Here is a 13,686-nt window from a genome sequence, read left to right as displayed (position 1 = left end):
TTCTGCCGCCTCAAGGACTTCCGACGCATCGCCACCCGCTACGACAAGCTCGCCTGCACCTACGCCGCAGCCGTCTGCCTCGCCGCCATCGTCATCTGGTGGTTATGAGGCTGGACCCTAGACGTCCACCTCGGCGTCCAGGGCGTTCTCCTGGATGAACTCGCGGCGGGGTTCGACGAGGTCGCCCATCAGGCGGGTGAACATGTCGTCGGCGTCGTCGGCGTGGTTCACCTTCACCTGCAGCAGCGTGCGCGCCTCGGCGTCGAGGGTGGTCTCCCAGAGCTGGTCGGGGTTCATCTCGCCCAGGCCCTTGTAGCGCTGGATGGAGAGGCCGCGCCGGCCGTTGTCCATCACCGCGCCCACCAGGTCGAGGGGCCCGCGCACCGTGGTCGCGCGCTCCTTCCGCGTGAAGGTCGCCAGGCCGTTGAACACCTCGGCCAGCTCCTTGGCGCGCTCGGCCACCCGGCGGGCGTCGGCGGCCTGCAGCAGCACCTCGTCCAGCACGATCCGTTCCGAGACGCCGCGCTTCACGCGCGAGAAGACGTAGCCGCCGCCCTCGCCCTTCTCGCCGCTCCAGGGCCCGTCGCCCTCCTCGGCGTAGAGGTCGAGCCGCTTCGCCGCCGCGGCCAGGTCGCCGGCCTCGCCGAACAGGCCGGCCAGGGCCGCCTGCTCGATGGCGAAGGCGGGCGCGCGCGCCGACAGCCGCTGGATGTTGGCCCGGGCCGTGCGCGAGGCGTTGACCAGGCGCAGCAGGTCGGCCCCCGTCAGCCGCTCGCCCGAGGCCAGCTCCAGCACCGCCCCGTCGGTCCCCTCGTCCACGAGGTAGGCCTCCAGTTCGGCGTCGTCCTTCAGGTAGCGCGAGGACTTGCCCTTGGACGCCTTATAGAGCGGCGGCTGGGCGATATAGAGGTAGCCCCGCTCGATCACCTCCGGCATCTGCCGGTAGAAGAACGTGAGCAGCAGCGTGCGGATGTGGGCGCCGTCGACATCGGCGTCCGTCATGATGACGATCCGGTGGTAGCGCAGCTTCTCGATGTCGAAGTCGTCGCGGCCTATGCCGGCGCCCAGGGCGGTGATCAGCGTGCCCACCTGGTCCGACGACAGCATCTTGTCGAAGCGGGCCCGCTCGACGTTCAGGATCTTGCCGCGCAGGGGCAGGATGGCCTGGTTCTCGCGGTTGCGCGCCTGCTTGGCCGAGCCGCCGGCGGAATCGCCCTCCACCAGGAACAGCTCGGACTTGGCCGGGTCCTTCTCCTGGCAGTCGGCGAGCTTGCCGGGCAGGGAGGTGATGTCGAGGGCCGACTTGCGACGGGTGAGCTCGCGGGCCTTGCGGGCCGCCTCGCGGGCGGCGGCGGCCTCGGCGATCTTCTGGACGATCAGCTTGGCCTCGTTCGGATGCTCCTCGAACCAGGTCGAGAGCCCCTCCGACACCAGGCCTTCCACGGCCGGGCGGACCTCGGACGAGACCAGCTTGTCCTTGGTCTGGGACGAGAACTTGGGGTCGGGCACCTTCACCGACAGCACGCAGGTCAGGCCCTCGCGCGCGTCCTCGCCCGAGACCGACACCTTCTCGCGCTTCGCCGCGCCCGAGCTTTCGGCGTAGCCCGTGATGATCCGCGTCAGCGCCGAGCGGAACGCCGCCAGGTGCGTGCCCCCGTCCCGCTGCGGGATGTTGTTGGTGAAGCACAGGACGTTCTCGTGGTAGCCGTCGTTCCACCAGAGCGCCATGTCGAGTTCCACCGTGTCGCGGCGGCCGCGCACGACGATGGGCGCCTTGACCAGCGGATGCTTGGCCTTGTCGAGGTGGCGCACGAAGGCCTCGATGCCGCCCTCGTAGTGCATGACCTCCTCGAACGGCTCGGCCCCGCGCAGGTCCTTCAGCCAGATGGTCACGCCCGAGTTCAGGAACGCCAGCTCCCGCAGGCGGTGCTCCAGGGTCTTCAGGTCGAACTCGATGAACCGGAAGGTCTCGGCCGACGGCAGGAAGGTGACGTGGGTGCCGGTCAGGAACTCGCCGTTCTCGCGCAGCGGCGCCTTGCCGGTGACGGCCAGCGGAGCGACCGCGTCGCCGCGCCGGAACTCCATCTCGTGCTGCAACCCGCCGCGGAAGATCTTCAGGCGCAGGAAGTCCGAGAGCGCGTTCACCACCGAGACGCCCACGCCGTGCAGGCCGCCCGAGACCTTGTAGGAATTCTGGTCGAACTTACCGCCGGCATGGAGCTGGGTCATGATGACCTCGGCCGCCGAGACGCCCTCGCCCTCATGGATGTCGGTGGGGATGCCCCGGCCGTCGTCGGTGACGGTGCACGAGCCGTCGGCGTTCAGGATCACCTCGACGCGGGTGGCGTAGCCGGCCAGGGCCTCGTCGATGGCGTTGTCCACCACCTCGTAGACCATGTGGTGCAGGCCCGAGCCGTCGTCGGTGTCGCCGATGTACATGCCCGGCCGCTTGCGCACCGCGTCCAGGCCCTTGAGGACCTTGATGGACTCCGCGCCGTACTCGGCCGCCCCGTTGCCGTTGCCGTTCGTCTCGGGAGTGGTGTCTTCGCTCATGCTTCGTCCGAAAGAGGCGCCTTCTTCGGGTTCGGCCCCGGGATCGGACCGGGGCTCGGATGCGCCTGATGGGCGGACGCGCGCGCCCGCGGGATTCACGTCCTCCTATATAGGGTTCGAAGCTGATTCTGCACGAATTTCGGGGGGCGCGGGCCAGAGAGCCGCACCCGCCGCTGGAGAGGGCCGGCGAGGCTAGCCCTCGACTCCTCCCCAGGCTTCACGCCGGGGGGACAGGCGCCGGTCCAGCGGGCCTTCATGGTCGTCACGCCGCCGTCCCGCGCGCCGTCGGGCATGACCACGTAGAGGCCGAACTTCACGTCGTAGGCGACGTCGCTGCCCGTCATCACGAGCTGGGTCTCGGTCTTCAGCCCGCCGGTCTGGGCGCAGACGGCGCTGATCTTCAGGCCGCCCTGGATCGCCGAGCGCCTGGTCTGGCAGGTCGGCGTCTCGCGGGTGAGCATCTCACGCACCTTGGTGTCGATCTCGTCGCCGATGCAGCGGTGAGAGGTCTCGGTCTGGCCCTCCTCGGTGCTGATGATCTCCCACCAGCCGTTGCGGAAGCGCGGCACGCCGTCGCCGCCCAGCTTCAGGCCGGCGGCCTGGATTCCCGCGGCCGAGGTCTCGGCGGCCGGCGTCGCCTCGCCGGTCCGGGCTTCCGAAGCGCCTTCGGGGGCGGCGGGGCCGCAGGCGGAGAGCCCGGCGACGGCGGCGGCGAGGAGCAGGGCGGAGCGAATGCGCATCTGGGCTGACCTTGGTGAGTGGGACGGCCCCGCATGAAGTCCTGGCGGACGCCCTCGCAAGCCGGTTGCGCCCGAGGCCGCCGGCGCGGCGACGAACGCGGCTCAGCCCGCCGCCGCGAAGCCCTGGGCGTCCATGCGGAAGCCCTGGGCGCGCCCCTCCAGGGCCTCGAACAGGTGCTCGTCGGTGCCGGTGAGGAAGGCCTGGAGGCCCAGGGCCTCGATCTCGTCGAACAGGGCCGCGCGGCGGGTGCGGTCCAGGTGGGCGGCCACCTCGTCCAGCAGCAGGATGGGGCTGGGCGCGGCGGCGATGCGGGCCAGGCGCGCGGCCTGGGCCAGCACCAGGTTGAGGATCAGGGCCTTCTGCTCGCCGGTGGAGCACTCGGCGGCGGGCCGGTCCTTCTCGGCGTGGACGACCGAAAGGTCCCCCCGGTGCGGCCCGGTCAGCGCCCTGCCGGCGGCGGCGTCGCGGTCGCGGGCGGCCCTGAGCGCCCCGGCCAGCTTCCCCTCGATGTCGGCGAGCTCGGCGCCGTCCGCGGCCATCTGCGCCCACTCGCCGGTCAGCGTCAGCTTGGCCTGGGGGAAGGGCCGTTCGCCGCGCGTGGCGATCTCGGCGGCGAGCACCGCCACCGTGCGCGCCCGGGCCTCGGCCATCAGGGCGCCGGACTCGGCCAGCCTCGCCTCCAGGGCGTCCAGCCAGGCCGCATCGGCGGGGCCCTCGGTCAGCAGCCGCATCCGCTCGCGCATGGCCTTCTCATAGGCCTGGACGTGGGCGGCGTGCCCGGGTTCGGCGGCGAACACCAGCCGGTCGAGGAAGCGCCGGCGGTCGCCCGCGCCTTCCAGGAACAGGCGGTCCTGGGCCGGGGTCAGCCAGACCTGCCGGACGTGCTCGGCCAGCCGTCCGGGCGGGACCGGCTCGCCGTCCACCCGCACCACGCGGCGCGAGGCCCCGCCCTGCTCGACCCCCGTCCCCAGGCGGATCTCGTCGTCGCCGGACAGAAGCGTCGCGGCCGCCGCCCAGGCGCGGCCCTGGGCCTCGCCCGGCAGTCTTCGGCCGACCTCGGCGATGGACGAACCGCGCAGGCCCCGGCCGGGGATCAGGAAGCTTACGGCCTCCAGTAGGTTCGTCTTGCCCGCCCCGTTCGGCCCGGCCAGCCACACCGGCCGGCCGTCCAGCGCCAGCTCGGCCGTGGCGTACGAGCGGAAATCGGTCAGGGAAAGGCGGGTGAGAGCCGTGCGCACGACTGGGGTCTTAGCCCGCCGCGCCGGTCAGCGTCGATGCTTGGCGACGTGCAGCAGGCCCGCCAGCGCCCCGCCCAGGATCAGGCCCATGACCGCCGAGAACAGGGCGGTGACGACCCAGGCCGCCGCCCCGCCAATCCCGGGCAGGGCGCGGACCGGCGCCGCCAAGGCGTGGGCGAGGTCCGGGATCACCGGGACGCGGTAGTGCTCCAGCCCGTGCAGCAGGATGCCGCCGCCGACCCACAGCATGGCCGCCGTGCCCACCGTGGCGAGCGTCGCCAGCACGCCCGGCATGCCCTTCACCAGGCCCCGGCCCATGGCGCGGGAGAAGGCGGTCGGACGCCGCGCCATGTGCAGGCCGATGTCGTCCATCTTCACGATCAGCGCCACGACGCCATAGACGCCCACGGTGATCAGCAGGCCCACCAGGGCCAGGGCGGCGGCCTGCACGGCCAGCGGCCGGTCGGCCACGTTGGAGAGCGAGATGGCGACGATCTCGGCCGACAGGATCAGGTCGGTGCGGATCGCGCCCGAGACCTTTTCCTTCTCCAGTTCCGCCGAACCCAGGGCCAGTTCGTCCACCTCGTCGGCGGCGTCCTCGTGGAGGATCGCCTCCAGCACCTTCTCGGCCGCCTCGAAGCAGAGGTAGGTCCCGCCCAGCATCAGGATCGGGGTGACGAGCCAGGGCGCGAAGGCGCTGAGCAGCAGCGCGCCCGGCGCCAGGAACAGGAACTTGTTCTTGAGCGAGCCCAGCGCGATCTTCCAGACGATCGGAAGCTCCCGGTCGGGCGTGAAGCCCATGGCGTAGCTGGGGGTGACGGCGGCGTCGTCGACGACCACCCCCACCGCCTTGGTCCCCGCCTTGCCGGCCGCGGCCGAGACGTCGTCGAGCGAGGCCGCCGCCACCTTGGCGATCGCCGCCACGTCGTCCAGCAGGGCGACCAGTCCCGAAGCCATGCGCCTTGGTCCTCCCGTTCCCGCCGATCCGCTAAGGCGTCCAGAAGGCGCCGTCAAAGCCGTTCGAGTCCGAATTCCGCGAGCGACGCGTCACACGCCGCCCCATATCCTCGTCCTGACCGGCGAAGCTCTCAGAGGGGAAACCATGGACCAGTCCGCCAAGGCCGAAGCCTTCCGTCGCCTGCACACCGGGGCCGAGATCCTGGTGCTGCCCAACGCCTGGGACGCGGCCAGCGCCGCCATCATGGCCGACGCCGGCGCCAAGGCCGTGGCCACCTCCTCGGCCGCCGTGGCCTGGGCCCACGGCTACCCGGACGGCGACGCCGCTCCCATCGACAAGATGTGCGCGACGATCGCCGAGGTCGTGGGGGCGGTGGACGTCCCCGTCACCGCCGACATCGAGGGCGGCTACACCGACGACCTCGCCGAGCTCGCCGACAACGTGGCCAAGGTGGCCGGGGCCGGCGCGGTGGGGATCAACCTCGAGGACGGCAAGCGCGCGCCCGAGCTGCACGCCGCCAAGATCGCCGCGGTCAAGACGGCGCTGGGCGACCGCCTGTTCGTCAACGCCCGCATCGACGTCTATCTGAAGGGCCTGGCCGAGGGGCACGCGGCCTTCACCGAGGTCATCCAGCGGGCCGAGCGCTACCGCGAGGCCGGCGCCGACGGCATCTTCGTCCCCGGCCCCGCCGACCCCGACCTCATCGGCCGCCTGGCCGACGCCATCCGCCTGCCGCTCAACGTCATGGGCTGGACCGGGGTGCCGGACGCCGCGCGGCTCCAGGCGCTCGGCGTGCGCCGCCTGTCCTCGGCCACCAACCCGTTCCGCGTGGCCTACGCGGCGCTCGCCCGGTCCATGGAGGCCTTCCTGAAGGACGGCGATCCCGACGCCCTGGCCGCGGCCGGCGCGGGCTTCCCCAACCTGCAGAAGCGGTTCGGCTGACAGCCACTTACGCAAGGCCGCGGGATCGGGCTAAGACCGGCGCCAGGAGGCGCCGCTGAAACTCGACCCTGACGCCATGCCGGACATCGGCCGGATCCGTGAGCAGAGCGCCGCGGCGCTTCGCGCCGGGCGGCACGAGGAGGCTGTCCGCCTGTTGCGCGAGCTCGTCGCCCTGGACCCGGGCGACTGGGCCGGCCACACCAACCTGGGCGTCGCCCTGCGCGCCGTCGGGCGGATCGCGGAGGCCGTGGCGGCGCACGAGGCCGCGCGGCGGCTCAAGCCGGATTCGCCGGCGGTGCTCAACAATCTGGGAAATGCGCTGCTGGCCCTCGATCGCATGGCGGAGGCGCTGGAGGTCTTCGAACGCGTCGTCGCGCTGACGCCGGATAGCCCCCTCGGCCACCGGCACCGAGGGCTCACGCTGATCCGGCTCGAGCGGTTCGCGGATGCGCTGGAAAGCCTGCGGACGGCTGTTTCGCTCGCCCCCCAGGACGCCCAGGCGCACCTCCTCCTTGGCCAGGCCCTGGTGGCCCTGAACCGACATCGCGAGGCGCTCGCCGCCTACGACAGGTCCATCGCCCTCGATCCCCGCCAGGCCACGGCGCACAACGACCGCGGCCTGGCGATGATTTCGCTGGCCTATGCTGAAGGCGAGAGGGCGTGGGAGAAGGCCGGCCTGGCCGCGCTGGACACGGCCGTCGCCATGGATCCGAACAACGGAGACGTCCGCCTGGCGCGCAGCCTCGCGCTGCTTCTGCTCCACCGTTTCTCGGAGGGCTGGGCGGACTACGAGCACCGCTGGCGGGTCGACAGCTTCCGGCGGGGATCCCGCGGCGAGGCGCGCCGCGGCCTGCAGTCGCGCTTCGAGCCGGGCGTCTCCCTGGACGCCCTCCGGGGCCGCAACGTCCTGCTGGTCGCCGAGCAGGGCGTCGGCGACGTCGTCATGTTCGCCAGCATCATCCCGGACCTGATGGCGACGGCCGGATCCGTGACCCTGGTCTGCGAAACGCGGCTGCACCGGCTGTTCGCCCAGGCGTTTCCGGGCCTGGCCCTCCGGGGACCGATGGAGGACGACGACACCGCGCCCGAGTTCGACAAGGTCCTGGCGATGGGCTCGCTGGGCCGGCTGTTCCGGAACCGACTGGAGGACTTCCCGGGCCGTCCCTACCTGTCGGCGTCGGACGAGGTCCGCGCCCGCTGGGCCGCGCGCCTGGGCCCGAAGGAACGGCCGCTGCGCATCGGCCTCTCCTGGCGCGGGGGGCCGCCGGGGGAATCGTCGATCAGGCGCTCCATGACCCTCTCCACGCTCCGGCCATTGCTGGAACGGCCGGACTGCGAGTTCGTGAACCTGCAGTACGGCGACGTCCGGGCGGAGCTGGCGGCCGAGAACGCGACGCTGCCGCGGCCGATCTGGTCGCCGCCCCCCGAGGACGTCGCGGACTTCGAGGACCTGGCCGGGCTCGTCCAGAACCTGGACCTGGTGGTCTCGGTCCAGACGGCGATCGTCCACCTGGGCGGGGCGCTGGGCGCGCCGGTCTGGATGATGGCCCCGCGCCAGCCCGAATGGCGCTACGGCGCCGAGGGCGAGCGCATGCCCTGGTACGGCTCGGTCCGCATCTTCCGCCAGTCTCCCGATGGCCGATGGGAGCCCGTCGTCCGCCAGGTCGCCGACGCACTGACCGCGCAGGCAAGGAACATCGCCCGGGAACGGGGCGTGGCGGCGATCCGCGAAGGTCGCTACGGCGATGCGGTCCGCCTGCTGCGGGAGCACGTCGCGAAGGATCCCGCCGACTGGATTTCGCACACCAACCTCGGCTCGGCCCTGCGCAGCCAGGGGCGCAGCGCCGAGGCTGTCGACGCCCACGAGGCGGCCCGAAGGCTCAATCCCCACTCTGTGGCGGTGCTGAACAACCTGGGGAACGCCCTCCTGGACGTCCACCGCGTCGCCGACGCGCTGGCGGTGTTCGAACGCGCGGTGGAGCTGGAGCCGGACGGCGCCCTCGGCCACCGGCACCGCGGCCTCGCCCTTGTCAGGCTCAAGCGACACGAGGAGGCCCTCGAGAGTCTCCAGAAGGCCCTCGCCCTGGAGCCGGACCACGCCCAGACGCTCTTCTTCATGGGCAACGCCCTGAGCTGCCTGGGACGCCTGCGCGAGGCGCTCGCCGTGTACGACAGGTCCATCGCGCTCGACCCGCGGTATGCGCTGACGCACAGCAACCGCGGCTTCATCCTGATCGACCTCGCCTACGCCGAAGGGAACAGGGAGCTGGAGCAGGAGGCCCTGGCGGCCTTCGAAAGGGCCGCCGCGCTGGACCCCCATCACGAGGACATCCGCTGGTCGCGCAGCCTCGCGCTGCTTCGGCTCCACCGTTTCTCGGAGGGCTGGGCGGACTACGAGCACCGCTGGCGGGTCGACAGCTTCCGGCGGGGATCCCGCGGCGAGGCGCGCCGCGGCCTGCAGTCGCGCTTCGAGCCGGGCGTCTCCCTGGACGCCCTCCGGGGCCGCAACGTCCTGCTGGTCGCCGAGCAGGGCGTCGGCGACGTCGTCATGTTCGCCAGCATCATCCCGGACCTGATGGCGACGGCCGGATCCGTGACCCTGGTCTGCGAAACGCGGCTGCACCGGCTGTTCGCCCAGGCGTTTCCGGGCCTGGCCCTCCGGGGACCGATGGAGGACGACGACACCGCGCCCGAGTTCGACAAGGTCCTGGCGATGGGCTCGCTGGGCCGGCTGTTCCGGAACCGACTGGAGGACTTCCCGGGCCGTCCCTACCTGTCGGCGTCGGACGAGGTCCGCGCCCGCTGGGCCGCGCGCCTGGGCCCGAAGGAACGGCCGCTGCGCATCGGCCTCTCCTGGCGCGGGGGGCCGCCGGGGGAATCGTCGATCAGGCGCTCCATGACCCTCTCCACGCTCCGGCCATTGCTGGAACGGCCGGACTGCGAGTTCGTGAACCTGCAGTACGGCGACGTCCGGGCGGAGCTGGCGGCCGAGAACGCGACGCTGCCGCGGCCGATCTGGTCGCCGCCCCCCGAGGACGTCGCGGACTTCGAGGACCTGGCCGGGCTCGTCCAGAACCTGGACCTGGTGGTCTCGGTCCAGACGGCGATCGTCCACCTGGGCGGGGCGCTGGGCGCGCCGGTCTGGATGATGGCCCCGCGCCAGCCCGAATGGCGCTACGGCGCCGAGGGCGAGCGCATGCCCTGGTACGGCTCGGTCCGCATCTTCCGCCAGTCTCCCGATGGCCGATGGGAGCCCGTCGTCCGCCAGGTCGCCGACGCACTGACCGACATCGCTCCGGGAGGCTCGCCGGCCGATCGCCGCAGATGACCTCGGGCCCGAGCCGCCCTATCTTGCCGGGATGACCGACACGCTCGACGCCGATCCCCAGACGGGCCCGGAAACCCTGGCCGAGATCCCGCGCGAACCGACCCAGGATGGGCCCAAGGTCCGGCTCTATCTGGTGGACGGCTCGGGCTTCATCTTCCGGGCCTTCCACGCGCTTCCGCCGCTGACCCGCAAGTCCGACGGCCTGCCGGTGGGCGCCGTGGCCGGTTTCTGCAACATGATCTGGAAGCTGCTGGTCGAGATGCGCAGCCAGGCCGACGCGCCGACCCACCTGGCGGTCGTCTTCGACCACTCCGAGAAGACCTTCCGCAACGCGCTCTACGACCAGTACAAGGCCCACCGTCCGCCGCCGCCCGAGGACCTGGCGCCCCAGTTCCCGCTGGTGCGCGAGGCCGCCAGGGCGTTCGGCGTGCCGTCGCTGGAGCTGCCCGGCTACGAGGCCGACGACCTGATCGCCGCCTACGCCTGCAAGGTCCGCGACATGGGCGGCGAGGTGGTCATCGTCTCGTCCGACAAGGACCTGATGCAGCTCGTCGGGCCGCAGGTCTCCATGCTCGACACCATGAAGAACGCCCGCATCGGCATCGAGCAGGTGATCGAGAAGTTCGGCGTAACGCCGGACAAGGTCGTCGATGTGCAGGCCTTGTGCGGCGATTCGGTGGACAACGTACCGGGCGCGCCGGGCATCGGCATCAAGACCGCCTCCCAGCTCATCAACGAGTACGGCGACCTCGACACCCTTCTGGCCCGCGCCGCCGAGATCAAGCAGCCCAAGCGCCGCGACACCCTCATTGAGTTCGCCGACCAGATCCGCCTGTCGCGCGAGCTGGTGCGGCTCGACTGCGACACGCCGCTCCCCTTGCCCATCGACGAGCTGGTGGTGGACGATCCCGACCCGGCCGTGCTGGCCGACTTCCTGGAGCGGATGGAGTTCCGCACGCTCGCCCGCCGCGTGGGCGACGGCAAGGCCGGCGCCGCGAACGGCGCCCAGAATGGAACCGGGCCCGCCGCCGACACGCCCGCCCCCGAGGCCCGCCCCCGCGTGGCGCCCAGGCACGGCGCCATCGACGTCAACGCCTACGCCTGCGTCCGCGACCTCGACACCCTCGACGCCTGGATCGCGCGCGCCTACGCGGCCGGCGTCATCGCCTTCGACACCGAGACCGACGCGCTCTCGGCCTCCAGCGCCGGGCTCTGCGGGATCTCGCTGGCCGTCGCGCCGGGCGAGGCCTGCTACATCCCGGTTGGCCACGCCGAGAGCGAGGGGCTGCAGCTCGACGCGCCCTCCGACCTCACCCAGATCCCTTGCGAGGAGGTCGTCGCCCGGCTGAAGCCGCTCCTGGAAGACCCCTCGATCCTGAAGGTGGCCCAGAACGCCAAATACGACCTGGCGGTGCTCGCCCGCTACGGGATCGACGTGGCGCCCATCGACGACACCATGCTGATCAGCTTCACGCTGGAGGGCGGCCTGCGGAAAGGCCACGGCATGGACGAGCTCTCCAAGGAGTGGCTGGGCCACGAGCCCATCGCCTTCAAGACCGTGGCCGGGACCGGCAAGGCGCAGAAGAGCTTCAAGTACGTGGGCCTCACCGAGGCCACCTGCTACGCCGCCGAGGACGCCGACGTGACGCTCAGGCTCTGGGAGCACCTGAAGCCGCGGCTGGCCCAGGAAGGTCTGGCGACGATCTACGAGACCGTCGAGCGCCCCTTGCCGCGCGTGCTGGTCGACATGGAGCTGGCCGGCGTCAAGGTCGACACCCAGCGCCTGCGCGAGCTCTCCAACGACTTCGGCGTGCGCATGGGCGAGCTGGAGGCCGAGGCCCACCGGCTGGCCGGCCGGCCGTTCAACCTGGGCTCGCCCAAGCAGATCGGCGAGATCCTCTACCAGGAGATGGGCCTGGCGTCCGGCAAGGCCACGGGGACGGGGGCGGCCTCCACCGACGCCTCGGTGCTGGAGGACCTGGCGGCCCAGGGCCACGCCCTGCCGCGCACCCTGCTCGACTGGCGCCAGCTCTCGAAGCTGAAGGGCACCTACACCGACAACCTCGTCGAGGCGATCAATCCGAAGACCGGCCGGGTGCACACCTCGTTCAAGCTGGCGGCCGCCACCACCGGGCGCCTGGCGTCCGAGGACCCCAACCTCCAGAACATCCCGATCCGCACCGAGGAAGGGCGCAAGATCCGGCGCTGCTTCATCGCCGAGCCGGGTCACGTCCTGATCAGCGCCGACTACAGCCAGATCGAATTGCGTCTCCTCGCCCACATCGGCGACATCCCGCAGCTCAAGCGGGCCTTCGCCGAGGGCCTGGATATCCACGCCATGACCGCCTCGGAGATGTTCGGCGTGCCGATCGAGGGCATGCCGTCCGAGACCCGGCGGCGCGCCAAGGCGATCAACTTCGGCATCGTCTACGGCATCTCGGCCTTCGGCCTGGCCAACCAGCTCGGCATCCCGCGCGAGGAGGCCGGGGCCTACATCAAGACCTACTTCGAGCGCTTCCCCGGCATCCGGACCTACATGGACCGCATGCAGCAGCAGGTGCGCACCCAGGCCTTCGTCACCACCATCTTCGGCCGCAAGGTCCACATCCCCGCCGCCCGCGGCAAGAGCCAGGCCGAGCGCAGCTTCGCCGACCGCGCCGCCATCAACGCCCCGATCCAGGGGGCGGCCGCCGACGTCATGCGCCGGGCGATGATCCGCATGCCGGGCGCGCTCAAGGCCGAGGGCCTGACGGCCAGGATGCTGCTGCAGGTGCACGACGAACTGGTCTTCGAGGCCCCCGAGGCCGAGGCCGAGGCCGTCATCGCCGTGGCCCGCCGGATCATGGAGAAGGCCGCCGAGCCCGCCGTCTCGATCTCGGTGCCGCTGGTGGTCGAGGCCCGCGCCGCCGCCAACTGGGACGACGCCCACTAGGGTTATTCAGCCGTGGGCGTGGCCGTGATGGTCGATATGGGCGTGGGCGCCGGCCCGCACCTCGATGGTGACGTGCGACAGGCCGGCCAGCCCGGCGAGGCGGGCGCGGTAGGCCTCCACCGGCTCTGGATGGTCGGCCGCCAGCACCGCGATGGCGGCGTGATGTCCCGGCCCCAGGCGCCACAGGTGCAGGTCGATCACCCGCTCTCCGCCCGACGAGAGCCGCGCCCGCACCTCGGCGGTCAGCTCGGGCGAGGGGTTGATGTCGAGGAGGGCCTTGCCGGCCCGCTTCAGAAGGGTCGCGGCGAACTGGGCGACGAGCCCGGCCGCCAGCAGGCCCGCCAGCGGGTCGGCGAAGCTCCAGCCCAGCCGCTCGCCCGCCACCACCGCCGCCAACGCCAGCACGGACACCGCCGCGTCGGCGCCCAGGTGCAGGTGGATGGCCGAGAGGTTGAGATCGCCGTCGGGATCGTGCCGGGCCGCGTGTTCCCGGGTGGGCCGCAGCAGCCACATGCAGACCAGGGTGACGGCGAGGCCGCCCGCCGCGATCGGCGTCGCGCCGGCGTAGTCCACGGCGTGCGGCCTGACGAAGCGCTCGACGCTCTCGGCGGCGATCAGGACCGCGGTCCCGGCCAGCACCACGGCGTTGGCGAAGCCCGCCAGGTAGCCCACCTTGCCGGTGCCGAAACTGAAGGCCGGGTTCTCCGCATGGCGGCGCGCCAGCCGGTAGGCGTAGGCCGCCACCACCAGGGCCACCACGTGGGCGGCCATGTGCAGCCCCGCCGCCGTCAGCGCCACCGAGCGGGTGGCGAGGCCGCCCGCCACCAGCGCCACGAGGGTGCCTGCGCAGATCACGGTGACGATCAGGGTGCGGCGCTCGTTCCGGCGATGGTCGGCCCCCAGATAGGTGCGGTCCTCGCGGAAGGCGTCCAGCGTCGTGGCGGGTTCGGGGCGCTCGACCATGTTCATGGTGTTACTTTATAACACTCCAGCT

At 71.9% G+C, this 13,686-nt stretch carries 8 protein-coding genes and 1 pseudogene; 4 read left to right on the top strand and 5 right to left on the bottom strand.

Annotated features, from left to right (window positions below):
- Positions 1-108, top strand: a pseudogene (locus tag ACK4TT_RS06605) (IS5/IS1182 family transposase); the annotation flags it as partial.
- Between the two features lie 9 nt (positions 109-117).
- On the opposite strand, the gene gyrB reads toward ACK4TT_RS06605, so the two are convergent.
- The 4 genes from gyrB to ACK4TT_RS06585 all read right to left on the bottom strand — a co-directional run bounded on the left by gyrB (position 118) and on the right by ACK4TT_RS06585 (position 5,489).
- Positions 118-2,553: a DNA topoisomerase (ATP-hydrolyzing) subunit B gene (gene gyrB, locus ACK4TT_RS06600; RefSeq protein ID WP_409637797.1), complete on the bottom strand. Its 2,436-nt coding sequence runs from the start codon at positions 2,551-2,553 to the stop codon at positions 118-120.
- 95 nt (positions 2,554-2,648) lie between these two features.
- Positions 2,649-3,293, bottom strand: coding sequence for a DUF3617 domain-containing protein (locus ACK4TT_RS06595; RefSeq protein ID WP_410212666.1), 645 nt, complete (start codon positions 3,291-3,293; stop codon positions 2,649-2,651).
- A gap of 102 nt (positions 3,294-3,395) precedes the next feature.
- A complete protein-coding gene (gene recF, locus ACK4TT_RS06590; protein ID WP_410212665.1) occupies positions 3,396-4,532 on the bottom strand; it encodes a DNA replication/repair protein RecF in 1,137 nt (378 codons plus the stop codon).
- Between the two features lie 27 nt (positions 4,533-4,559).
- Positions 4,560-5,489 carry a DUF808 domain-containing protein gene (locus ACK4TT_RS06585; RefSeq protein WP_409637806.1) on the bottom strand — a complete coding sequence of 310 codons (930 nt, stop codon included), beginning with the start codon at positions 5,487-5,489 and terminating at the stop codon, positions 4,560-4,562.
- 145 nt (positions 5,490-5,634) lie between these two features.
- Between ACK4TT_RS06585 and ACK4TT_RS06580 the strand changes: the two genes are divergently transcribed.
- The 3 genes from ACK4TT_RS06580 to polA all read left to right on the top strand — a co-directional run bounded on the left by ACK4TT_RS06580 (position 5,635) and on the right by polA (position 12,692).
- Positions 5,635-6,432 (top strand): isocitrate lyase/phosphoenolpyruvate mutase family protein, encoded by a 798-nt coding sequence (locus ACK4TT_RS06580; RefSeq protein ID WP_410212664.1) that lies wholly within the window; start codon positions 5,635-5,637, stop codon positions 6,430-6,432.
- A 76-nt stretch (positions 6,433-6,508) separates the two neighbouring features.
- Positions 6,509-9,760, top strand: coding sequence for a tetratricopeptide repeat protein (locus ACK4TT_RS06575; RefSeq protein WP_410212663.1), 3,252 nt, complete (start codon positions 6,509-6,511; stop codon positions 9,758-9,760).
- Positions 9,761-9,791: 31 nt separating this feature from the next.
- Positions 9,792-12,692: a DNA polymerase I gene (gene polA / locus ACK4TT_RS06570; RefSeq protein WP_409637814.1), complete on the top strand. Its 2,901-nt coding sequence runs from the start codon at positions 9,792-9,794 to the stop codon at positions 12,690-12,692.
- A 6-nt stretch (positions 12,693-12,698) separates the two neighbouring features.
- Here the strand turns inward: polA and dmeF are convergent, their stop codons facing one another.
- The gene (gene dmeF / locus ACK4TT_RS06565) at positions 12,699-13,661 is read right to left on the bottom strand and encodes a CDF family Co(II)/Ni(II) efflux transporter DmeF (protein WP_409637817.1); all 963 of its coding nucleotides are present in this window, start codon (positions 13,659-13,661) and stop codon (positions 12,699-12,701) included.
- Positions 13,662-13,686: the final 25 nt, after the last annotated feature.

The organism is Phenylobacterium sp. (genome assembly GCF_046463815.1).
GTDB lineage: Bacteria > Pseudomonadota > Alphaproteobacteria > Caulobacterales > Caulobacteraceae > Phenylobacterium.
The sequence above is the reverse complement of the archived record's forward strand: the minus strand, read 5'-3'. Positions and strand labels throughout refer to the sequence as shown.